This is a genomic window from Paenarthrobacter aurescens (assembly GCF_041549525.1).
GTDB lineage: Bacteria > Actinomycetota > Actinomycetes > Actinomycetales > Micrococcaceae > Arthrobacter > Arthrobacter aurescens.
This window is the reverse complement of record NZ_CP157456.1, coordinates 1,073,996-1,098,229: the sequence shown is the minus strand read 5'-3', so window position 1 is coordinate 1,098,229 and position 24,234 is coordinate 1,073,996. Positions and strand designations below refer to the sequence as shown.

Annotated in this window: 16 protein-coding genes; 2 read left to right on the top strand and 14 right to left on the bottom strand. The window is 62.7% G+C overall.

What is annotated here, in order from left to right; translation table 11 throughout:
- Positions 1–2: 2 nt before the first annotated feature.
- The 14 genes from ABI796_RS05210 to speB all read right to left on the bottom strand — a co-directional run bounded on the left by ABI796_RS05210 (position 3) and on the right by speB (position 20,838).
- Complete coding sequence (locus ABI796_RS05210) at positions 3–266, bottom strand: PLD nuclease N-terminal domain-containing protein (RefSeq protein WP_141285368.1); 264 nt, start codon at positions 264–266, stop codon at positions 3–5.
- Between the two features lie 33 nt (positions 267–299).
- Positions 300–1,508 carry a 5-methylcytosine restriction system specificity protein McrC gene (locus ABI796_RS05205; protein WP_141285463.1) on the bottom strand — a complete coding sequence of 403 codons (1,209 nt, stop codon included), beginning with the start codon at positions 1,506–1,508 and terminating at the stop codon, positions 300–302.
- 145 nt (positions 1,509–1,653) lie between these two features.
- A complete protein-coding gene (locus tag ABI796_RS05200; RefSeq protein ID WP_141285366.1) occupies positions 1,654–3,888 on the bottom strand; it encodes an McrB family protein in 2,235 nt (744 codons plus the stop codon).
- A gap of 85 nt (positions 3,889–3,973) precedes the next feature.
- Positions 3,974–4,576, bottom strand: coding sequence for a DUF1349 domain-containing protein (locus ABI796_RS05195; protein ID WP_141285364.1), 603 nt, complete (start codon positions 4,574–4,576; stop codon positions 3,974–3,976).
- Positions 4,577–4,712: 136 nt separating this feature from the next.
- Positions 4,713–6,650 (bottom strand): DUF5107 domain-containing protein, encoded by a 1,938-nt coding sequence (locus tag ABI796_RS05190; protein ID WP_246095864.1) that lies wholly within the window; start codon positions 6,648–6,650, stop codon positions 4,713–4,715.
- A 1-nt stretch (position 6,651) separates the two neighbouring features.
- Positions 6,652–9,726 (bottom strand): glycoside hydrolase domain-containing protein, encoded by a 3,075-nt coding sequence (locus ABI796_RS05185; protein ID WP_141285362.1) that lies wholly within the window; start codon positions 9,724–9,726, stop codon positions 6,652–6,654.
- A 144-nt stretch (positions 9,727–9,870) separates the two neighbouring features.
- Positions 9,871–10,635 carry a copper homeostasis protein CutC gene (locus ABI796_RS05180; RefSeq protein ID WP_141285360.1) on the bottom strand — a complete coding sequence of 255 codons (765 nt, stop codon included), beginning with the start codon at positions 10,633–10,635 and terminating at the stop codon, positions 9,871–9,873.
- An 80-nt stretch (positions 10,636–10,715) separates the two neighbouring features.
- Positions 10,716–11,132 (bottom strand): thioesterase family protein, encoded by a 417-nt coding sequence (locus ABI796_RS05175; RefSeq protein ID WP_141285459.1) that lies wholly within the window; start codon positions 11,130–11,132, stop codon positions 10,716–10,718.
- Between the two features lie 68 nt (positions 11,133–11,200).
- Positions 11,201–13,279, bottom strand: a complete 2,079-nt coding sequence (locus ABI796_RS05170) for an ABC transporter ATP-binding protein (protein ID WP_141285358.1) — start codon at positions 13,277–13,279, stop codon at positions 11,201–11,203.
- A complete protein-coding gene (locus ABI796_RS05165; RefSeq protein WP_141285356.1) occupies positions 13,276–15,009 on the bottom strand; it encodes an ABC transporter ATP-binding protein in 1,734 nt (577 codons plus the stop codon). The genes ABI796_RS05170 and ABI796_RS05165 overlap by 4 nt, the downstream gene beginning before the upstream one ends.
- Before the next feature lie 297 nt (positions 15,010–15,306).
- The gene (locus ABI796_RS05160) at positions 15,307–17,379 is read right to left on the bottom strand and encodes an MFS transporter (protein WP_141285354.1); all 2,073 of its coding nucleotides are present in this window, start codon (positions 17,377–17,379) and stop codon (positions 15,307–15,309) included.
- A gap of 10 nt (positions 17,380–17,389) precedes the next feature.
- The gene (locus ABI796_RS05155) at positions 17,390–17,872 is read right to left on the bottom strand and encodes a MarR family winged helix-turn-helix transcriptional regulator (protein ID WP_141285353.1); all 483 of its coding nucleotides are present in this window, start codon (positions 17,870–17,872) and stop codon (positions 17,390–17,392) included.
- Positions 17,873–18,067: 195 nt separating this feature from the next.
- A complete protein-coding gene (locus ABI796_RS05150; protein ID WP_141285351.1) occupies positions 18,068–19,771 on the bottom strand; it encodes a thiamine pyrophosphate-binding protein in 1,704 nt (567 codons plus the stop codon).
- Positions 19,768–20,838: an agmatinase gene (gene speB, locus ABI796_RS05145; protein ID WP_141285349.1), complete on the bottom strand. Its 1,071-nt coding sequence runs from the start codon at positions 20,836–20,838 to the stop codon at positions 19,768–19,770. The genes ABI796_RS05150 and speB overlap by 4 nt, the downstream gene beginning before the upstream one ends.
- 246 nt (positions 20,839–21,084) lie before the next feature.
- Here speB and ABI796_RS05140 point away from each other — a divergent pair, with 246 nt between their 5' ends.
- Positions 21,085–23,058 carry an APC family permease gene (locus tag ABI796_RS05140; RefSeq protein WP_141285347.1) on the top strand — a complete coding sequence of 658 codons (1,974 nt, stop codon included), beginning with the start codon at positions 21,085–21,087 and terminating at the stop codon, positions 23,056–23,058.
- A 250-nt stretch (positions 23,059–23,308) separates the two neighbouring features.
- The gene (locus ABI796_RS05135; protein WP_141285345.1) at positions 23,309–24,214 is read left to right on the top strand and encodes a type IV toxin-antitoxin system AbiEi family antitoxin domain-containing protein; all 906 of its coding nucleotides are present in this window, start codon (positions 23,309–23,311) and stop codon (positions 24,212–24,214) included.
- Positions 24,215–24,234 lie beyond the last annotated feature (20 nt).

Sequence of the window (24,234 nt, the reverse complement as noted above, 5' to 3'; positions counted from 1 at the left end):
CTTTAGCGTTTGGCGGACCCTGATCCGATCCCCGAGCCCGTCGCTGCATCCCGACGGCGACCAAACAGGAAGTAGCTGATCGGTCCGAAGAAATTGATGAAGGAAACAGCCCGCCAGATCGCCTTTTTGCCCCTGATGTGATCATCCGGGGTCTTGCCGATGCTTCGCTGCGCAGCGCCCAATAAAGCCATGTTGACCGCTCCACTGACCATCAGCATGATGCGCTGACCTTTGGTCATGTCGCGCCAGGATTTCTTGCGGGCCATGATGTCTCCTTCGGTGAAGATGTAGTTATCAGGCTAGTCCGACGCCGGACGACCCGCCACAGCCTGGCGTACTACTTCGCCCCACGATTGCTCGGCAAGGTCACCCACTGCCGCCAAAATTTCCGACGGCGGCAAGGACAGATCCAGCGGGTACTCCACAACGTCAATGTCCGTGTTGAGAATCCGGCGCAGCTTCATTTCCCCCGAACCGGCATAGACAAGCCAGGCTGTTGGAACCCTCAGCGCCGTGCAGTAGGCCAGCAGCTGGTAATGGTCTGCGCTCAGGGACGCACCGGCGTCGGACGCTGCCTGATACTTGGAGTCGTAAACCACCACGGGCCGCCCGCCCAGGAAATGAACGGCGTCCGGTCGAACGGTGATGCGATCCGAATCCCGGACTGCCTCGTTCAGGAGCGCGCCGTACTGGAGACGCATCTCCCCCGGATGGGCACTCATGGCACTGCGCAGGGCGGAGCCCACAAATTCCTCGAACACCTGCCCCATGTCCACAACAAAGGACGCGGTTTGTTGCTTGCCCTCCCCGGCCTCGGCGGAAGCGTTCCGGAGGATCACTTCGGCCAAACGGAGCACAGGGTGATACCTGAGGTTCATCCTGCTGGCCCGCCACGGCGGCAGGGGCGCTCCGGACTGAAGGCGGGTAACGGCGTCGAGCTTTCCCTTGAGCTGACGCAAACGGCTCAGGACATCAGCCCGAACACCCGGAACTTTGCCCATCCGCTCCAAGGCCGCGCGGAGGATACGGTTCTCCGCAATGTCCTCAGTAAATTCGTCGTACGAGACCTCCAGCGGCACCATCATTCCCGGGCGCCGGGAAATCTGGTCCGAAATCCGGATACGGCCCTTGACCGTCCGCAGGGACTCTTCCACTGTGAGGTAGCCCTGCAAAACCCCGCGACTCAGGGCTTTATCCGCCAACTGGGCCAGGGATTCCGCCAGTGCGCTCCACAAATCCGGATGCTCCACGGCCTCCACTGAGTGCTCACGGAACCCTTGCTCGCCGGCGTAGCTGAGCAGGAAGAGGAGCCGGCTAAGCCCCAGGCGGTCCTTGGGCCGGACTTCCAACTGCACCGTGGCCGTCCGCACCGAGCCCACTTTGCCCACGGGTTCAATCCGGTACAGCCCCATGCCCATGGGAGATGCCTTGGCCAGGCCACTGGTGTTGATGAACGCAGCCGAACCGGGGTCAAGTTTCTCCACCACGCCACGGGAGAGCTCATCCATGACAATGTGGCGGGGGCCGGAGCTCTGCCGCGTGGCGGGCGTCTTCCCTGCACTGGCTGGAACGCCCGCACTGGCCGGCACGCCTGTGCTGGCGGGCGTCTTCCCTGCACTGGCCGGGGCCCGGCGGGGCCTGGGCGGGATGGCGTTAGCGGGCTGCAAGACGTCCCAACAGCTGTTCCAGACCGAAGCGTTCCTCCAGCTGCGCCCGGTTCAACTGCCCGTGATAGTGCTCCTCCAACAACGGCATGAGCTCGTACTTCCAAATACGGCGCAGTCCCGTGGGGTTCTGGGCTGCATTCTTCATGAAGTACGACGGCCCGATCATCAGGTCCCGGTCCCAGTCATCAATGGAGTCATTGAGCGCATCCAGCAGGTCCGCATTGAGCGTGTCCAGGCCACGGGCTTCGAGGAAACGGCGCAGCGTGCCCCGGATGGGCTCCTCCTTGGGGTGCAACTCGATGAAGGCGAACCGGCGGCGGATGGCGGCGTCCATCATGGCGATGGAGCGGTCCGCTGTGTTCATGGTGCCAATGATGTAAAGGTTGTCCGGCAAGCTGAAGGGCTCATTGGGGCTGTACTGGAGGTAAATGCGGTCATCACGGTACTCCAGGAGGAAATACAGCTCCCCGAACACCTTGGCCAGATTGGCGCGGTTCATTTCATCGATGATCAGGAAATACGGTTTGTGCGCGTTCTCCGGCTTCGCAGCTTCCTCTGCCAGGCGGCGCAACGGTCCGGCGACGAGCTTGAAGGACACCTGGCCGTCGTCGGTTTTGTCCGGCCGGTAGCCCTCAAAGAAATCCTCATAGGCGTACGAGGGGTGGAACTGCACCAGCTTCACGCGTTCGTCTGTGTGGTCTCCGGCCAGTTCAGCGGCCAGGTGCTTGGCCAAATACGTTTTGCCGGTTCCCGGCGGGCCGTAAAGAACAAGTTGGCGGTTTTCCTCGAGCAGTTCAGCGATCTCCTTGAGGGGTTCAAGGTCCATGTGGAGTGATGCCGCGAACTCTTCGGTGAGGGGCCGGAAACCCTGCTGGACAACCTCGACCACCGTGGTGGGCGGGGCCTCGTCCTCGCCATCGGTTTCGGCTTCCACCGGGAGCAGTTCCTGCAGCGCCTGGATTACCCGGGTGACATCCACAATGATGCCCGGAGTGGACAGCTGCCTCTGGGCGTGGCGCGGCAGTTCTGGGATGGCATAACTGTCATCGAACCAACGGACCTTACGGCGGATCCGCCGGTTGTCCTCGTGATGTTCGGGTTCGCCCAGGACCACACCAACGCGGACCCGGCCAGCGTGCTGGTACAGCGTAAGATCGCCCGGTTTCATGACTGTCAGGAAAGCGAAAACAGCAGTCTTGGTATCTTCGCGTTCCACGTAGCCCAGATGCTTGTAATCCTCATCCACGGCATGCTGGACCACCCCTGCCGTGACCCCTGCCGTGAGGGTGCGCAGATGTTCCACATCCAGGGTTGCTTTCTCTTCGGCAACCCAGGCCGCCAGGAGATCAGCGTTGTCATGATGGGTACGAAGGAGCCAGGAACGGCGCCCCGGATCTCCCACCTTGCGCCACTGGCTGACCAGTTGGCGGGCGTACCAGTCGATGCGCTGTCCGGCCTGCTCGTCCAGATGCAGACGGATGCGGTGGATGTCCGCGGTGATGTCCTCGTCCGTGTCGCCCCCGGCTCCTCCTACCAGTGAGGCGAAGGCATCCCGGATTTCCTGGCGTTCAACGTCCGCCACAACAGGCTCAAAGTAGCTCGGCCACACCAAGTACTCGATGCTGCGGCGAAGGGCGGGCTGGTCCTCGGGCGTAGCGGCGGCCAGTTCATGGAACTTCAACGGATCCGCGAGCGCTTCATTGATGGTTGCGGTGCTTTGGCTGTCCACGTGGGCCACAAAGCGGCACAGCCATTTCAGGTGGTCCCAAATGGTCCAGTTGAACTCGGCCGTGCGGTCGCGGATAACGCCGTGGTCCGTCATGCCCTCATACAGCTCTTCAGGCAGCTCGATCGGCGGCTCAACCCATGACGCTGCTTCTGCGACGCGGGCGCGCTTAACCCGAAGCGATTTGACCTCATGGGCCAGCGGAAGTGATTGGAGGAACAACAGTTCCACGGCCAGCAGCTTCGCTTCCCGGGATGCGCCGTCGAGGTTCTGCCGCAGGTTGGTCATCATGGGGGCCTTGGAGTCCTCCACCCCACGTTCGAGCCTTTCCAGGAGCTCTCCCGCCGCTTCCGCGGTCCACGTCAGCGTCCTGCCGTCCAACGCCGAAGGTCTGCCTTGGAGCGCCGGACCCAGCACATACCAGGCCGCATCCTCGATCTCCTTGGAGACTCCGGGGGCGCGGTCAATGGCTGTTTTTACGGAGGGAATCACCATGCCAACTTACCTTGTTTGGCTTATCCAAGCATCTGGATATCCACAGGCTTGCGATGCACCCCCGCTGGGCAGTGCTTGGCCCGCGCTAACTCCCGTTGCGGAGATCGGCCGGAGGTTCGTCCTTCAGGTTGATCGCATCAAAACGGGCTTCGCAGCTCTCACCCATTGGGGCTTGTGACATGAATCCGACGTGCACGGGCTTCTCCGTATCCAACCTGAACAGCCGCACAAAGGACCAGTCCCGGCCGTCCGGTGACCAGTGGAAAGCCCACGCCGGCCCTACCCGGCTCACCCGCAAATAGACCCACGGTGCCGTGACCACCGGCCCGTTGGAATCGTCGGAATAGTTGTTGGTCACCACGCTGACCACCATGGCTTCCCCCTGCGGAGAATATTCGAAACAGAGCTTGGCCCAGTGCTCGCTGTCCGCCCAGAGAGTCAACACACCGGCGTCGAACGTTGTCCGTGGCGAGGCCACCAACACCCGGGCTGAGAGCGAGAAGGCGGCAGGTGCCCGGAAGCCCAACGCCGTGGCGCGGTGCTGAGGCTCCCCGCCCAGGGAATCGTTGGTCCAATCCACTCCAGGGGCTGCAGTCAGCGTCAACGTGCCTTCCGCTGGGTCATGGCTGACATGGCCTTCGGAGGAGGTCCATTCCAAGGCCGGCAATCCCGGTATTTCGGGGGTCATTCCGTGCTCCGTTCGTTGCAGCTGTTCGTTTCAGAACACGCTTTCAGACTTAGGCTTGGATGTGCGGGAGGCCACACCGGGGCAACTGCCAGTGCACCCCCCCAACTTAGTGCACCCCAACTCAGTGCACCCGAACTCAGTGCATCCCGAACTGGTAACCGAAGGGAACCGGCTCATCCGGGCACACTTCCTGCCACAGCGCTGATATCGCGTCCTCCCCTTCGCGGAGGTCCGGAATTTCCACGCCCTCGCGCAGGATCGCCGCCGCTGCAGCGGGGTTCCCGGTCCTTGCGAGCGCCAACGCCTTAAGGAACGTCAAGCGTCCGACGCCGGTCCCCGCCTTGGGTGCCGCGCCGTTCAGTTCCAGCGCCATGGCCGGGTCCCCGTGCCGGATGCTGAGTGTGATGGCCTCCATGAGCAAGGCTGCGTTGGCCGGGTCAGCCTCCACTCCGTTCCGGAGTTCCGCGAGGCCATCGGCATCGCGCCCGGCCGCGAGCAAGGCAAGGCCCAGCCCGCGATGTGCCAAAGCCTTGATGCCAGGCGTGGCTTCCGGATCGGCCACCACGTGCCGATATCCGGACTTCGCGCCCTCCAGGTCCTGCCGGGCGTGCTTCATGGTGGCCAGATGGAAGTGCGCCTCCGGGCTTTCCTGCCCCGCCAGCACGTCCTCCCAGTCCACCCCCGCTACGAAGCTGGACGCGCCGTCGAACGCTTTTCCCTGCAGCAGCGCGAGCCATGGTTCCTGTTCCGCGGTGACGCTCTCGTCCACAAACGGGGTTCCGCTCTCGTCCACCCAGGCCTTCCCGTTTTTCTGCCGCCGGGCACGCTCAAGAACGCCCCAGCCGCTGCCGTCCACCAACATTTTCGACGGCGGGACGTCGGCATCGGTGATGGCTGCGGACAGCATGGACTCGAGTTCATCGTGCGGCAGGAGCTGTTCCAGGCGCTCACCGGCGTGGGCTACAGCAGCATCCCAGTCGGTCCCGTGCGAGGCGTCCGGGTCCAGGTGCCCGTTGCCGTAGGCCTCAACCCACGCCCATTCTGCGCCAGCAGGCATCACCAGGTGTTCAAACTGTGTTTGGGCGAGGCCTGCCTGGATCTCGGCGTACGGGCCAGCTCCGGGACTCAGCCATTCCTGCCAACGTTTACCGCCCTGGCCCTGGCCCCACACGAAGAGTTTCTTTCCCCGCAGGAGTCCCGTGGACAGCATCGCCAGCCCGTCGCCGTCGTCGTCCGCTGCCACAACCCAGCGCCGTTCGGAGGGGTCGATGTCAAAGAAGAAGTCGGCCGCGTGCGGGCTGTTGACCGGCCAGGTGCCGTCATAGCCTTCGTGGCTGGTGGGCCGGACACGGGTGATGTCCGTTGTGTAGTCGCTGCCAAAGGCCTCCTCTGCCGGGGCGATCACCCGCGTCCGCTCAGTCTCGGGGATGGCCGCGTTGCTCCACCAGTACATGGGGACGTCGTGGTCATTCGGGTTGCGGATCCGCACAGCCGCGAACACCACGGGCGAGTCCTCAGGAAGCCACACGTCTACTTGGAACACCACCTCGCGCAGCCGCTCGAATTCCCACATACGCAGGATGTGCTTGCCGTCCGGCGTGTGCACGATTGCCGTGTGCAGCGGGTCGCAGCTGGTGGGTGAGTGCCCGCGGGTCCCGATGTTCCACTCCAGCCCGCCCGCGAACCACGCCTTGCGCAGGGCAATGTTGGCCAGTTGCGGGGCATCGTGGGTGTGGAGCAGTTGCTTGCCGGTCGCTTTGTCGAACAGTTCCCAGAGTCGCCCACCCAACGACGGGATGACCGTCACCCTGAGTTTGTTGTTTTCCAGCACGACGGCGGGAAATTCCCGGGGTGCCGCCTCGCGGCTGTAGCCGTCCTGCATCAGATACGGGTACACATTGGGAACCACCCCGTACCGGGCCGATGCCTGGAGTTCCTCCGGGACACCTTCGCCCACCGTGTAGGGCTGGTCGAGCTCGGCCGCGACTACCGGCAGCGGGTTCAAGGAGCCGAGCTCCGCCATGGTCAAGGAGATGGTGGTGACGGTGAGGTTGGAGGTTGCTGTGTCTGCCACGTCAGTTTCCGATCACAAGAAGGAGGCCGCGCTGCGGCTCGATGGGTATTGCCTCGCCCGGCGCGTAGCCCGCAGCTGATTGGAAGCCACGGATAGCGGGGGCAGTTATTGAGGCGTCCTTGGGGGTGCCGGTGACGGCAGCGTCGTCGAATATCAGCGTCACTTCCTCAGTGTGCTCGGCCCATGACGCCAGCGCTACAACCAGTCCGTACTCTGTGAGCCACGTGGTTGCCAGGACCTCCGGGTGGCTGGTCCACACGGGCGCCTGCGGGTCCCAGAACCCCTGCATCGGCGCGTGCTCCAAGCCGGTTTCTGCCCAGCATTCCCAGAGCGGGCGGTTGTCCACGGCGGGCGCCCTGCCGGTCATGCCGAACACCATGCCGCGCCATGGGTTGCCTCCCCCTTCCAGCATTTCGCCCATCAGTCCGAAGGGGATGCCGGACAACTCCACCAACCAATAGTCGGGATCGGTGGTGTCGTAGTCGAAGTACTCCCCCAACCACAGCCTGTCCACATAGGGCAATTGCTCCATGTACAAATTGGCCGATGACGCGTACCCGTCGTGGGCAGTGAACTGGTTTGCCGAGTGAAGGTCGATCTCAGGGCCGTCCACTCCGCGAGCCGCGCAAGCCCGCTCAAGGACCTTGCGGACCCGCACCATGGCATGCCGGTCATAGGCGATGTCATCCAGATAGATGCCATCGATCCCGTCCTCACCTCTGGCCAGCTCCTGGAGGCTCCGGACGTAGAAGTTCTCCCACCGCGACTCGCCTGTGGTCACCACTGCGATGTCCTCGACGTTCGGGGCAAACCATGCGGACACGTAGCCGCTCCCGGCATGTTCCTGCAACCATATGTGGCCCGCCCCGGGACCGTCACTGAAAATCTCGTGGTCCAGTTGCAGTAGCGGCAGCAGCTCCGGACTGTGAAAAGTAAGCTCCCGGACAGTGTTGTAGATCTTGGCTTTGAGTCCGCTTCGATGGCACCCTGCCACATACTCCCTCAACGAGTCTTCCGTGAGAAGGGGGTCGTTGATGTACGGCGCAGGAGCTGTTGCGTGATGGACGTTGACCACGGTGGCTCCCGCGGCGGCGATGCTTTCCGGGTCGGCCGGCTCATGGAAGTAGCGCTTGGACAGGTGCTTGCCGGGTTCGATCGCTTTGAAAGGCGTCAGCAGGAGACGGACATTAAAGTCGAGCGGCTGGCCCGCGGTGAGGGAACGGGCACCGCTGAAGGCATGCAGCGTCACCCTATTCTCCGTTGTCCGCAGCGCAACACCGCCCCGGACTGTGGGCTGGCCGCCGTCCTCCTGACGGTTGGCCCACGATTCCGGTTCCACCAGCGGCTTCTCCCGGTAAAAGTTTGTATTCAGTGGCCTCTCGTACCGCTCATCCCGCAAGGACAGCTGCATCCCGGCGTTCACCCCACCCAGCCAGAGTGCATCCTGGTTCTTGGTGGCAACGTCCCAGGTCCAGTCGACGGTTTCCGGCCGCCGCCCACCCGGAACCCCCAAACCCATGGCGAACGGGACCGCAGCCTTACGGAACCCAAGGTGAAGGCCGACGTCGGGCACGTCCAGGTTTTGCTCCGGACTCAGCCGAAGCCGGTAGCTCACTGCTCCATCGGCGTCGAGGACACCTTCCAGGTCCAGGGCCAGCGCCGCTTTCCCGTCCTTCGTGCCCGTCCACTGACAACGCCACTGGACGCGTGCCGGGCCTTGAACTGTGAACACAATCGACGAGTAATGCCAGTGGATGCCGTCAATGTCCAGGCGCACCGGGACGTCCAGAAGCTCGACGGCGGGGCCATCAGTGGCGGTTACAGCGGCGGTGAAGGTGGACGTCACCTGCGCCGGAAGCCCCGACTCCGCGAGCCGCAGTGACCTGCCCAGGATCCCCAACGTAGCGCTCGATTCATCCAGTGAGACGGCGGTGTAGGGCTTCACCAGCTCCGCGTCCTGGGCTACGTCAGAATCCAGCCATGCAAGGCGCCGAAGGAATCGTGGATCTCCGAAACCGCCGGCAAGGATTGCCGGATCTGTTTCCGTCGCCACCTCCAGGGTGACCTCGATCTTCCGCGGCGACTCCCCCGCTGCACAGATCGTGATGGTCGCAGAGTGTGCGGTTCCGGCAGCTTCCGCGGGAATGGGAAGGACCACGAACAAAGCCCGCACCGTGCCGGCCGGGACGTTCAGTGCTCTGCGCCACGGCTTGCCCAGGCGATCCACGCCATCAGTATTGACGCAATGGCGACCGGCAGGGGAGACCACATCGACTGAGACACCCTCGAGCTCCTTCTGCGCGTAAAGCCCCAGCTGGACCACATAGTCCTCGCCGGCCAGTGCAGTCCCGTGGAAGCTGTTCGAGGGCCCGTCGATCACCCAGTGCGCCGGCAGCTCCGAATGCATCGAGACAGGGTTCAGCCGGTCCTCGGGGAACACCAGGAACGCCTCGCCTGCGTGGAGCGAACGAAAGTGTTCCAGCTCCTCCGCGCGGGCAGTGAAGTTCATTGGAGCGAAGGAGTCGCGTTCACTTGCGGCCTCATAACGGAGGACTCTTGCGGTGGGCAGCTCGGCCTGCGCCCCGCTTGCCCAGGCAGAACGCACCACGACGGCGGCCCAGGCCGGGTCTGCGGCAGGACGATGCGGGAGGTACTGCGCTTGCGGATAGTGGGGTTTCCCCAACATGGCGTACGTCAGGTAGTAGACGAAGTAGGTGCCGGGGCCGTCGATGGCCTCGAAGACAAGGGATCCGGACGCCCTCGTGGCCTCTTCAACGATCACGTTCCGAACCCTGGTTCCGGTGCTCCGGGAGACTACGATGACATCCACGGTTGCCGGCTCCGTGTCCTGCCGGCGCCAGGGAAGGACTACCCTGTGGGCTTGGGTTGTTCCCGCGGGCCAGCCTCTTGCTTCGTCCGCCTGGACGTCAATGACGAACCGGTGATTTCCGTAGAGCAGTTTGTCCCATGTTCCGACGCCACATTCCAGCTCCGGGTGGCCCTTGGCTGGGGTGCTGTTTGCGATTGTCGTTAGACGGGAAATGACGGCCGGTGAAACCGGCGAGGGCAGCGGCATCGCTGGGACTCCTGAAGGTAGCTTCCGGGGCTTTTCACCGAGTTGGTGAATCCTTACATCATCCCGGCGTTCCGCGGAATCGTAAAGGGTCATTACGATCCGCGATCACTGGAATTTGCCCGTCCATAAGCTGGACGGCAGGGGCTAATGGGGCATTGCGAGATTAAGTGCGTTCGCCAGCGCCTTGGCCGCCCGAACTACTTCGCGATCGGTGACGGTGTACGCCGTGGGATCGCTGCCGTCCTGGGCACCCAGGGAGATGGCGCCCTCTCCGAGCGTGGAGACCGTCTTCTTGGCCGAGAGATGAACGGCGGACAATCCTGCCCTGTGCATCACCGGAATGTCGTCCAAGGTCAGTCCGCCGCCGGCCATGATCTGCAGGGAATTCCCGGCCCGTTCCACCATGGCCGTCAACGTTTCCAAGCCAGCGCCCGCCGTTGCCTGATGCCCCGATGTGAGGACCCTGGTGAAGCCCAGATCCAGCAATTCATCCAAGGTTGCGAAGGGGTCTCGTGACTGGTCAATGGCTCTGTGGAAGGTGAGCTCGGCGTCCGGGTTGGCATCCTTGGCGGAGGCCACCAGGCGCCGCAGTGCCGGAACATCCACGTCACCTGAAGCAGTGAGCGCCCCCACCACAACTCCGCGCGCTCCCTGGGCCAGCAGATGCCGGATTTCATGCACCATGGTGTCCACGTCCGACGCGGAGTACTGGAAATCACCCGGCCTGGAACGGATCAACGGATGGATCTCCAAACGCCCATCGACGTGTTCCATGCTCGCTTCCATGAGCCCCTGGCTCGGCGTCACACCACCAAGTTCGAGGCTGCTGCACAGTTCAATCCGGTCAGCTCCCTCGGATGCCGCTACCCCGGCCCCGGCAGCGCTGACCACGGCAATTTCGAGTTTCATGGTGAAACTCTACGCGGAGTTTTTGTACAGGTAATGCCCCTAAGAAGGCTTCTTAAGGGCATCATCTGTACAAAAACTCGTCAGGGTTGGAAGTGCCCCAGCTTTTCCTTCTGCTCCGGTGTGAGCCTCAGGACCCGTCCGGTGGCTTCGGCTACAAAGGCCAAATGAGTGGTGGCTTTGACGCAGTCTTCCCGCGTCACCGGATCCTTGATGACGTAGTGGAGATCAAAGCTGGCACCCTTGATGGCTCCCACCCAAATCTCCACTACGGCCGGGATGTTGCGGTAATCCAGGGTCCGAACGTAGCGGACTTTGTGCTCCACAACCAGGGTCATGATGCCCTCTTCAACGTCATTGAACAGGGCGGCAGGTGGCTCTACGCCCGGAAGACCGGCCCCGCGCGGCGGCCCGAAGGCTGCAATGCGGGCTTCCTCCAGCATGCGAACAATCTGGACGTTATTGATGTGGCCGTAGGCGTCCATGTCACCCCAGCGCATGGGCACAAGCACCTCCATCCGCCGGGGTACCACAGACTCCTTCGGTGTCTCGCTTAGTGTTTCCCCGCTCAGCTGTGCACCGCCGTCGAATCGTCCACGGCCGTCTCTTCTTCACCGGCGAACTGGGACATGTACAAGCGGTAGTACGCGCCCTGGAGTGCCAGCAGGTGGTTGTGGTTGCCCTGCTCCACGATCTTGCCGTTCTCCATCACCAGGATGGTATCGGCGTCCCGGATGGTGGACAGTCGGTGGGCGATCACAAAGCTGGTCCGGTCAGTGCGGAGGGCAGCCATGGCCTTTTGCAGCAGCAGTTCGGTTCGGGTGTCCACGGAGCTGGTGGCCTCATCCAGGATCAGCAGCGAAGGATCGGAGACGAAGGCACGGGCAATAGTGATCAGCTGCTTTTCACCGGCACTGACGTTGTTGCCTTCTTCGTCGATGATGGTCTGGTAGCCGTCAGGAAGGGCCCGCACGAAGCGGTCCACGTAGGTGGCCTTGGCCGCCTCCATGATCTGCTCCTCGGTGGCGTCCAGGTTGCCGTACTTGATGTTGTCGTAGATGGTCCCGCCAAACAGCCAGGCATCCTGCAGCACCATGCCCACCTTGGACCGCAGTTCTGCACGGCTGAGGTCCTTGATGTCCACGCCGTCCAAGGTAATCCGGCCGGCGTTGAGCTCGTAGAAACGCATCACGAGGTTCACCAGGGTGGTCTTACCGGCTCCCGTGGGCCCAACAATCGCCACCGTGTGACCAGGCTCGGCCGCAAAGGACAGGTCCTCGATCAGCGGCTTGTCCTCCACATAACTGAAGGAAACATGCTCAAACTCAACGTGGCCATCGGTCTTGGAGGGCAGGTTACGGGTCCCGGTCTCTTCAACTTCTTCATCGGCATCCAGGAACTCGAACACACGCTCTGCCGAAGCGACGCCGGACTGGAGCATGTTGGCCATGCCTGCAATCTGACCCAGCGGCTGGGTGAATTCACGCGAGTACTGGATGAACGCGGTGGCGTCGCCCAGGCTCATGGAACCCGAGGCAACGCGGAGGCCGCCCACCACGGCAATGCCCACATAGGAAAGGTAGGACACGAAGTTCATGGCCGGGAAGATCACCCCGGATACAAACTGTGCACCGAACGAGGCTTTGTACAGTTCCTCGTTCTTCTCGTCGAAACGGTCCAGCATGTCAGCATCGCGCCCGAAGACCTTCACGAGGTCGTGTCCGGAGAACGATTCCTCGATCTGGCCGTTCAACGCACCGGTGTTCTTCCACTGCGCCGCGAACAGCTTTTGGCTGCGGGCACCAATGACGCCTGCCACGATGCCGGACAGAGGCAGGGCGATCAGGGCAATCAACGCCAACTCCCAGGACACGATGAACATCATCACCGTGATGCCCAGGACGGTCAGCACTGAGCTGACCAGCTGCGAGAACGCCTGCTGGAGGCCCTGCTGGACGTTATCGACGTCGTTGGTCACGCGGGACAGGATGTCGCCACGCTGGCGGGTGTCAAAGTAGTTCAACGGCAGCCGGTTGAGCTTGGCCTGAACATCGTTGCGGAGCTTCTTGATGACCCGCATGACGATCCTGTTGAGCAGCCAACCCTGGGCCCACAGGAAGATGTTGGCCACAAAGTACATGAGCAACACGATGGAGATCAGGAAGGTCAGCTTGGGGAAGTCAATGCCGTTGGTGAGCTCCATCTTGGACACCATGTCCGCGAAGTTGCCCTCACCCTGCTGGCGCATGAGCTCCACGAACTGTTCCTTGGAAACACCCTCAGGAACCTGCCGGCCCACGACGCCGCCAAAAATAACGTCCATGGCATTACCCAGGACCTTGGGGGCAATCACATTCAGGACCACCGAGACGATGACCAGGCCGATCACGATGTATACGCCGACAGCCTCAGGCTTCAACAGGCCCATGAGCCGTTTGGCGGACGGCCAGAACTCCTTGGCTTTCTTTGCCGGGACATCACCGAACATGCCGCCGTCAGCTTCGGACGGGACGTACTCCTCTTCGACGAAGTCATCGTCATCGAGCGCTTCGGTTGCTATCTCAGCCTCGGCTGTTGCTTTGGCATCCTTCGCCGCCTGAGCCTTGGCAGCCCAGCCACGCTTCTTTTGCTGGTTCTGCTCGGTCATGCCACTTCCTCCACGCTCAGCTGGGACTCAACAATTTCCTGGTACGTGGGTGAGGTCTCCAGCAGTTCATCGTGCGTTCCGCGATCAACAATCCTGCCGTTATCCAGCACAAGGATCTCGTCCGCGTCCGCGATGGTTGAGACGCGCTGGGCCACGATGATGACGGTGGCGTCCCGGGTCTTGGCCTTCAAGGCCTTCCTCAGCCTGGCGTCGGTGGCGACGTCCAAAGCAGAGAACGAATCGTCAAACAAGTACACGTTGGGTTTGGTAACCAAAGCCCTGGCAATGGACAGCCTCTGGCGTTGACCACCAGATACGTTGGTACCGCCCTGGGCAATTCGCCTGTTCAAGCCGGATGACTTCTCTTCAACGAAGCCCTTGGCCTGCGCGGTCTCCAATGCGTCCCACAGTTCTTCATCCGTGGCGTCAGGCTTGCCGAAGCGCAGGTTGTGCTCGATTGTCCCGGAGAACAAGTACGGTTTCTGAGGCACGGCCGATACCCTGCTGGTGATCTCCGAGGCGTCCATCTTGGTGACGGGCACGCCGTCGAGCAGGACGTCACCTGAGGCGACGTCATAAAGCCGTGGAAGCAGCGAGACCAGGGTGGTTTTGCCGGCACCCGTGGAGCCGATGATGGCCAGGGTCTTGCCCGGCTCAGCAGTAAAGGAGATGTTGCTCAGCACGGGAGCCTCGGCTCCTGGGTACTTGAAAGTGACGTCGCGGAACTCCACGCGTCCCTTCTTCTCTGCGGGCACCACCGGTGAGGTGGGGTTGTGGATGGAAGGCTCCACGTCCAGCACCTCGCCAATGCGGTCAGCACACACGGACGCACGGGGAATCATCATTGCCATGAAGGTGCCCATCATGACAGCCATCAGGATCTGCAGCAGGTACTGCAGGAAGGCCGTCAGCGCACCCACCTGCATCTCACCGGAGTCCACCCGCTGACCACCGAACCACAGCACAGCTGCTGTGGACAGGTGAAGGATCATGCCGATGGCAGGGAACATCAGGACAAAGAGGTTGCCGATCTTGACCGAGACCGCAGTGAGGTCATCATTGGCATTCCCGAAACGCCGGGCCTCATGAGGCTCGCGCACAAAGGCCCGGACCACGCGGATACCGATGATTTGCTCGCGCAGCACACCGTTGATGGCATCGATTTTGGTCTGCATGGACCGGAACAAGGGCATCAGACGGACGACGAGGTAACCAACTACGGCCACCAGGACCGGAACGGAAACCCATACCAACCATGACAGGCTGAGGTCCTCACGGAGTGCCATGATGATGCCGCCCACACACATGATGGGAGTGGAAACCATGAAGTTCAGGCCCATGAGCACCAGCATTTGTACCTGCTGGACGTCATTGGTGCCGCGGGTGATCAGGGTGGGAGCGCCGAATGTGTTGACGTCCTGAGCGGAGAAACTGCTGACCTGCCTGAAAACGCTGCGGCGCAGGTCCCGGCCAATGGCCATGGCAACACGGGAGCCGAAGTACACGGCCACAATGGCAGTGATCACTTGTCCAAGGGCAACAGCGAGCATGAGCGCACCGGTCTGCCAGATGAAATCGGTGTCTCCGCGGGAAACCCCTTCGTCAATGATTCTGGCATTGAGGCTGGGGAGGTAGAGCGTGGCTATGGTGGACGCCAGCTGGAATAACAGCACGGCCACGATCTGCGGCAAATACGGCTTGGAATAGCGCCGTATAAGGGTGACAAGCATGCCCACGGGTCCTTAGAAAGAGTGCGTGAATGAGGTAAGAGAAGTGTGGCAGCCGGGGCTGACAGTATTAGCCTCCCTACTCTACGAAATCCGTTGCCCGGGCGAAACAACCTACGGAAAAGATCATCCCAGCGGAGTATTTGCCGTGTCGGCCGGTGCTCCCGCTGAGGCAGACCGTTGAGGGGGAAGCAAAACGCCGGCTGGTTTCCCAGCCGGCGCTTTCAGCCCCATCCTTGTTCGTCACACTCCGCGCACTCCGCCGGGAGTATCGAACAAGGGCGGGATCGGTAGGTGGTGTCAGCCTGCGTGCTTCCCGTGGTCCGCACGTGCCTCCGCGCCTTCGAGAAGCAGCAACGCCATACGTTCCTGCTGCCTGCGCTCGCGCTTGAGTTCCTTCCGGAGAGCAGCGAGCTCTTCAGCGGTGCGGGCCTGCTGCTCGGCAAGGGTTTGCTGCTCCCGCAACCTTGCCTGCAGTTCCACATTGGCCCGGCTCAGCTGTAGCTGCTGTTCCGCCAGTACATACTGCGTACGCGACAACTGCTCCTGGACTTCCTTCACATCGGCGACGCCGTGGGACCGTTCCTGGGTGAGGATCCGCGCAAACTCAAGGTCAAGGTCAGATCCGGAGTCCGGGCTGGAGGCCGGGCGGTCAGTGCGCGGAACCTGAGGCTCCCCCACCGAAATGGCGGAGTTGGCACCCAAGCGGCGGGCGTCGTCGTCGGACGCCTTGACTGCGTCCATGGACGCCGTGTCCAGCGACATTCCGGCGTCTCCCGATGCCGCAGCCATGAGTTCCTTCTCAGGAGCAGCGTCAACCGTGCGGCGCAGCGGGCGTTCCTTAATGAACAGCACCGCGAGGAGGGCAACCACGCTGATGATCGCGGAGATCAGGAAGATCTGGGCGGTGGCGTCACCGTAAGCAGCGCGCATGATCTCAGCGATGGGCGCCGGCATGTCGGCCAGGTCCATGCTGGCACCGGACGCGCCACCCTGGGCCGGGATGCCCGCGGCAGCCATGCCTTCAACTGCGAGGTCCTTGACGTGGTTGGACATGATGGCGCCGAGGACGGACACGCCGATCGCGCCACCAACCGAGCGGAAGAACGCCACCGAGGCACTGGCCGTACCGATGTCCTTGGCTTGAACGGTGTTCTGCACAGCCAGCACCAGGTTCTGCATCAGCATGCCAAGGCCCAGGCCGAACACACCGGTGTAGATGGCCACAATCCACAGTTCCGTGGTGTGGTCCATGGTTCCAGCGAACGCGAGGCCGCCAATGAGCAGAACGGAACCTGCAATCAGGAACCTCTTCCACTTGCCAAAACGGCTGATCAGGATGCCCGATGCCACCGATCCAATCAGGTTGCCTGCAATCATGGGCAGCGTCAGCAGGCCGGCCTCGGTAGGTGTTGCACCGCGGGCAACCTGGAAGTACTGACCCAGGAAGGTGGAGGAACCGAACATGGCGATTCCCACAGCAACGGAGGCAACAATGGCCAGGGCGGTGGTGCGCTCGGAGATGATCTTGAGCGGGATGATGGGCTGGGCCACCTTGGTTTCCACGAATACGAGCACTGCAAGCAGTGCCACGCCGCCGCCCACCATGAGGGCGGACTGCCAGGAGAACCAGTCGTAGTAGTCAGGGTTGCCGGCGAAGGAAACCCAAATGAGGAGCAGGCTCACGCCGGAGGTCAGAAGGATGGATCCGAGCCAGTCGATCTTGGCCGGACGCTTGATGTGCTCGATCTTCAGCGTCACCTGGAGCAGGATGAGAGCGACGACGGCCAGCGGCACGCAGACGAAGAACGTCCAGCGCCAGCCCAGCGGGCTGTCAACAATGAAGCCGCCCAGCAACGGGCCGCCTGCGGTGCCCACCGCCATGACAGCACCCATGTACCCGGAGTACTTACCGCGGTCACGCGGCGGAATCATGGAGCCGATGATCGCTTGCGCCAGGGCGGTGAGGCCACCCATGGCCACGCCCTGGATGACGCGGGCGGTCAACAGCAGCGGAATGGTTTCGGACAGGCCGGCCATGACCGAACCGGCCACGAAGATGATGATGCTCAGCTGGACCAGGAGCTTCTTGTCGAAGAGGTCCGCGAGCTTGCCCCAGATGGGCGTGGTGGCGGCGTTTGCCAGCAACGCAGCCGTGATGACCCAGGCGAAGTCGGTTTGGGTGCCCTTGAGCTCGGACATGATGGTGGGCAGTGCGTTGGCAACAATCGTGCTGCTGAGGATCGCTGTGAAGAACGCCGCGAGGAGGCCGGTGAGGGCTTCCATGATCTGACGGTGCGTCATGGGTGCGGCGGCCTTGTGCGCGGTGAATGAGGCGTCCACCGCCTTGGAGTTTTGTACTGGTGTAGCCATGCGTGGGCTCCTAAGCTGTCTGGTTTGTTGTGATGGAGCCGGCCGCCGTTGCCCGGATTGAGTCTTTAAGGGACTCCGTGAGTTTGTTGATGACCTGGGAGGCCTCGAGGGCGTCCGCCTCGCTCCAATCCGCCAGGTAATCCCGCAGTCTCACGCTGCGTTGTTCTTCAAATTCGCGTAGTTTCGCGGAGCCTTTCTCCGTCAGCGCAAGGAGTTGGGCCCTGCCGTCCGCTGGGTCCGGCCGTCTGACCACGAAGCCCAGTTCCTCGAGTTCGCTGATGTGGCGGCTGAGGACCGGCGCGCTCACACCTAGCCGCGTGGCCAAATGCGTAGCGCGGGTCTCCCCCTCGCCAATGAAGCGCATCACTCCCTGAACAGCCATTCCGACGTCGGGAACGCGGGCCATGTGGGCGGTCACCACACAGCGGAGCGTGCGTTGGAGATCGAAGATTTGATGCACAAGATCGGTTGCGGTGGCAGAACCGACGGACATGGGAAACACCCCTCTTTTTGTTTGCCTAAAGCAACTATAACTCAGATTGATTGCTTTGGGAAACTAAAGATGAGGGTTCGTCCGGCCGTTGCGAGGCCAGCTCTGCGCCCCATTCACTCGATGTGGGGCGCAGAGCAGGCCTCACAACGCAGGAAGCCCCCGCACGGAGTACCGTGCGGGGGCTGCTTGCTTTGCTTAGTTGTCCAGGTGAGTGGGGCCGAACATCTTCAACAGCGTTTCAACCACGACGACGTTGGGGCCGTCCGCTTCGAAGGACGCCTTGAGCGCGTCCCCCACTTCCTTCGGGGCTACCCGGCGGGCCGGGACGCCGAAGGACTCAGCAAGCTTCACGAAGTCAGGACGGGCGAGCTCGGTGGCCGTGGCCTGGCCGAAGGCGCCCACCATGTACTCGCGCAGGATGCCGTATCCGCCGTCATCCACGATCAACCAGGTGACCGGAACGTTGTGCTGCTTGGCGGTGGCGAGCTCGGAGATGGAGTACATGGAGGAACCGTCACCGGATACAGCAAGCACACGTCCGGGTTTGCCGATGGTTTCGAGTCCCACGGCGCCGCCGATCGCCGCCGGGAAGCCGTAGCCGAGCCCACCGGCGCCTTGGGCGGAGTGGAACTGGCCCTGCCGGGCGTCCCAGCAGCTCCAGCCCCAGTACGCGGAGATGGTCATGTCCCAGAACGTCTGCATGTCCGCCGGAACAGCCTCGCGGATATCGGCCATGAACTTCAGTTCCTTGGCCAGGTCCTGTGATTCCAGGCGGGCTTTGACCTTGGCCAAGGATTCCTTGACCACGTCTTCCGGGCTGCGGCCGTGCCATGACCGTTTTGTTGCGTCCGCTGCCCCTGCCGCGGCGAGGGCTTCATCCAACGCGGCGAGTGCCTGGCCGGCGTCGGCACGGATGCCCAGTCCTGGCCTGTTGGATTCGAGGACGCGAGGTTCGGCGTCGATCTGGATGATGCGGCCCCGGGGTTCGAACGTGAAGTAATTGGAGGTCACTTCACCCAGCGACGAGCCAATGACGATCAACACGTCGGCGTCTTCCAGGACATCGGTCATGTACCGGTCCTCGATCCACGACTGCAAGGACAGCTCGTGGGTCCACGGGAACGCGCCATTGCCGCCGGGGGTGCAAATCACCGGTGCACGCAACTGCTCGGCAATTGAGAGCAGCGACTTCTCGGCCCGGCCACGACGCGTACCGCCACCTGCGATGATCGCCGGACGTTCCGCCGTCGAAAGCCACTTCACGGCCTCGCGAATCAGCTCCACGCGCGGCGGGTTATCGAATGCCTCGGCGAGAGCGTCCTCCACCGGCGGGACCATGATTGGATCCAGCAGGACGTTCTGCGGAATTTCGATCCACACCGGGCCCTGCGGCGAGGAAATCGCCTCGGTCCACGCGTCCTGAATGGCCGACGGGATACCCGAAGCGTGCTGGATGAGTCGCTGGCTCTTGGTGACGTTGGCCGCGGATGCCTTCTGGTCATCGAGCTGGTGCAACATGCCCTTGCGGCGGGCGCCCAGGCCGTCCAGCGGGATCTGGCTGGCAACAACAACCATGGGAACACCCGTGGCATACGCCTCCTGCAAACCTGCCAGGGACGTCAGCGCGCCGGGACCGGTGGACAGGAACAGCACGCCAACCTCGCCGGTGGCACGCGAGTAGCCGTCAGCGGCGAATGCCGAGTTGTTCTCCACACGGGAGGAAACGAAGTGCAGGTTTCCGCGGCCCATGGCGTCGAACAGCCCGAGCGCGTGCTGACCGGGAATACCGAAAACGGTCTTGGCACCCAGCGCTTCAAGGGTCTCGACCACGAGGTCCCCGCCGTTGCGCTGGTTAGTGCCCTTGGTGGGGGCGGCCGTGCCCGGATCGAAGTCGATCATCGCTGGTCCCCGGCTGTTCCGGTTGCCTGCGCAAGCTCCGCGATGCGGGCGCCCAGCGCCTGCTGTGCGTAGCCGTTCGGGGCACCTTGGCGGTCGCCTTCGACGGCGTTGTCCGCCATCAGGGTCACGAGCTCGTAGGCTACGTGGCTGCCTGCGACGCCGGTGATCTCTGCGTGGTCGTAGGCCGGGGCAACTTCAACAATGTCCGCGCCAACGAGGTTCATGCCGCGGAAGCCACGGATGAATTCGAGGAGTTCGCGGCTGGTGATGCCGCCGGCTTCCGGAGTGCCGGTGCCGGGTGCGTGGGCGGGGTCCAGGACGTCGATGTCCACGGAGATGTACAGGGGACGGTTGCCGATTCGGTCACGGATCTTGGCTACCGTCTCCAGGACGCCCTGGTAGTAGACGTCTGCAGAGGTGACGATTCCGAAGCCGAAGCGGTGGTCGTCGTCGAGGTCCTTCTTGCCGTACAGGGGGCCGCGGGTACCCACGTGGCTGATGGCTTCGGTGTCCAGGATGCCCTCTTCCACCGCACGGCGGAAGGGAGTACCGTGCGTGTACTCAGCACCGAAGTAGGTGTCCCACGTATCCAAGTGGGCATCGAAGTGGAGCATGGCAATGGGCTCGCCGGCTCGTTCGGCTGCCGCGCGGAGGAGCGGAAGCGCAATGGTGTGGTCGCCACCAAGGGTTACCAGCTTGCTGCCGTTGGCCGTCAGGTCCAAGGCGTTCTGCTGGATGGTCTCAATGGCCTCGTTGATGTTGAACGGGTTCACGGCCATGTCGCCAGCATCGGCAACCTGAATGTTCTCGAACGGGCTTACATCCCAGGCCGGGTTGTACGGGCGCAGCAAGCGGCTGGCCTCACGCACATGGTTGGCACCGAAGCGAGCGCCGGGGCGGTAGGAGACACCGGAGTCGAACGGAACACCCACCACAGTAACGTCGGCTTTGGAGACCTGGTCCAAGCGGGGCAGGCGGGCATAGGTGGCGGCACCGGCGTAACGCGGGATGCGGGATGAATCGATGGGGCCCAGGTTGCCGTTGGCCTCAATGCGGAGCTCTTCCAAAATATGCCCACTCCTTAAGTAGTTAGGGGTTAAGTCGTTCACTGTGACACCCATCATACACTCGAAGTTGCCTTATATGCATCACCTGTTTACAAGGTGGTTCGATTCCAGAAGCGTGCCTAGTGGGCGTGCGTCATGAGATCCCGGTCACAGCGGGCGTAAAGATTCCATAAAAACCGGGGTGCCGGCGTCGAACGCGGCCATACGCTCAAGCGGAAGCAGCATCCTGCTGCGCGAAAGGACACCGTGACCACCCTGACGAGGCCTCCGGCCGACCCGGCCGACAAGCCCAAGAATTCCTTCAAGCTCAAACCCTGGCTGTTGGAAGGAATGCCGGACACCTCAGGGAAGCGGCAAGGACCTCACGGACGCCCTTCGGACTCACACAAACCCCAAGCCTGGTGGAAGGTCATGTGCCTCACCGGCCTGGACTACTTCTCCACACTGGGCTACCAGCCGGCAATCGCCGCACTGGCCGCCGGACTGTTGTCCCCGCTGGCCACCCTGCTCCTCGTCTTCGCAACACTGGCCGGAGCCCTCCCCGTGTACCGCCGCGTTGCGAAAGAAAGCCCCCGCGGCGAAGGATCCATCGCCATGCTCGAACGCCTGCTCCCGCGCTGGGGAGGCAAGCTGTTCGTCCTGGCCCTTCTGGGTTTCGCTGCCACAGACTTCATGATCACCATTACGCTTTCCGCTGCAGACGCCACGGCCCACCTCATTGAGAACCCCTTCGCCCCGCACTTCCTCGAGGGCCAGCAAGTGGTCATCACCCTGGCGTTGATCGCAGGCCTGGGCGTCGTCTTCCTGCGCGGCTTCAAGGAAGCCATCAACGTGGCCGTAGTACTGGTTGCGGCGTTCCTGGCGCTGAACCTGGTGGTGATCGTCGTCTCCATGACCCACCTCTTCACAGAAGCCGGTGTCATTACTGACTGGTGGACCGCACTCACCACCTCCCATGGCGACCCCATCATGATGATCGCCCTGGCACTCCTGGTGTTCCCCCGCCTGGCACTGGGACTCTCCGGCTTCGAGACAGGTGTGGCCGTCATGCCCCAGATCAAGGGCCACGCCACAGACACCGATGCCAACCCCGCAGGGCGGATCAAAGGGGCCCACAAGCTCCTCACCACCGCCGCCATCATCATGAGCTCGTTCCTCATTACCTCCAGCTTCACCACCGTCATGCTGATCCCCGCCGCCGAATTCCAGGACGGAGGCAAAGCCGAAGGCCGGGCACTGGCCTACCTTGCGCACAAATTCCTCGGCGACGGCTTCGGAACTGTCTACGACGTCAGCACCATCGCCATCCTCTGGTTTGCGGGCGCATCAGCCATGGCTGGGCTCCTTAACCTCGTCCCCCGTTACCTGCCCCGCTACGGTATGGCACCGGCGTGGGCCCGCGCCCTGCGACCCCTGGTACTGGTATTCACCGTGATCGCATTCATCGTCACCGTCATATTCCAGGCCGACGTCAACGCCCAGGGTGGAGCGTATGCCACCGGCGTGCTGGTCCTCATCACCTCAGCTTCCATAGCCGTCACCCTGTCCGCACGGAGAAAGAAACAACGGGCGCAGGTCATCGGCTTCGGGCTGATCTCCCTCGTGTTCGTTTACACCACGGTGGTCAACTCGATCGAACGGCCGGACGGCCTGAAGATTGCAGCCCTCTTCATCCTGGCCATCATGGTGGTCAGCTTCATCTCCCGTATGCGCCGTGCTTTCGAACTCCGGGCCACCCACATCAAAATGGACGAGAAAGCCCTTGAATTCACCGCGAACGCCGCCGAGGGCCCAGTCCGCATCATCGCCCACGAACCCAAACACCTCAGTGCGAGCCGATACCGGGAGAAACTTCAGCACGCCCAACAGGCCAGCCATCTCCCCGTTGACTGCGACGCCGTCTTCATTGAGGTCATTGTGGACGACAGCTCGGACTTCGAGCAGGAGCTCCAAGTGGTGGGCAAGCGCCGGCACGGGTTCAAAATCCTGGAAGTGCACAGCAACAACGTGCCCAACACAGTGGCCGCAGTACTCCTCCACATCCGGGACGTCACGGGATTCATGCCCCACATCTACTTCCGCTGGACCGAGGGCAACCCCATTTCCAACCTCAGCAAGTTCCTGTTCTTCGGCGAAGGAGAGATCGCGCCGGTAACCCGGGAAGTGCTCAGGGAAGCCGAGCCGGACATCACCCGCCGGCCGTGGGTGCACGTGGGCTGACCGCCTGATTCGCTCGCTCCTTCCCGGTTCGCCCCCTCGCAAGCTGCGCTCCTTCCCGGTTCGCCCCCTCGCAAGCTGCGCTCCTCTCCGGATTTCGCGCGTTCCGCTTGGCCTGTGGGATGAGGGGCTCCGGCAACCGGGGAGGAGCGCTGCCACCAGCAGCTCAACCGGGATGGAGCGTCGGGAGGAGTTTCCCACATACGGCAAGTGCGCCATTTCGTGGAACCTTGGAAGCCTGTGGACTGGTCCGATGGACGCCCTCCAGTACCTCGAAAAAGTAGGCGGCGTGGCTCGGACCGGACAGCTCCTGGCCGCGGGCTATTCCCGCAGGGACCTCGCGCGCCTTCCAAGCCAGGGGGCGAAGCAACCTCGGCGGGGAATCTTCATCCTCGCGGAGCACCGACCCGAGTTTGCAACTGCTCTCCGCTACAACTCCTATGTCTCCTGCGCAAGCGCTGCCGAACACTACGGATTGTGGATACGCAAAGCACCTGAGCTCCACCATCTGGCATGCAATCATGGTCACGGCACCGGGTTCGTCAGGCACAGAACCATCAGATTCGATCCCCATCCCAGCCTCCCAATCGCCGCGGTTGAGGATGTGGTCCTTCACGCCATGGCTTGCCTGGAGGCGCCCGCTTCAACGGCAATGGCCGTCTCGGCAATTCGACTGCACGGTGTGCCGCTGGACCTGCTGAAGGAACAGCTGCGTGGAGACAGGTCGCGGCCCGTCCTCAACGCGCTCAAGGATCTCGACCTGCGTGCAGAATCCATTGTGGAGGTCGATACACAGCACCTGCTCCGCACCCACGGAATTGCCTTCGACGCCCAAGTGGCAATACCTGGCATCGGGCGCGTCGACCTCCTTCTCGAAGAATTCCTCATCGTTGAAGTGGACGGTTTCGCGTTTCACTCCGACAGAAAGTCCCTCCGCAACGACTTGGCACGCAACAACGCCTCCACCATCAACGGGTATTTGGTCCTGAGGTACGCACCGGAAGTCATCTGGTTCGAACCGGAGCGCGTGATCGCGGAGATCCGCGCGGTTTTGGAGCTGCGTCGTGACGCTCCTGCCCAGTTCCCAGGCGACCTTGCCCGGCCCAGCCCCGGTTCCTCAGGGCCCGCTACACTCCCCCGGTTCCAGAACCGGAGCTAACTGGGAGGGAGCGCAGCACG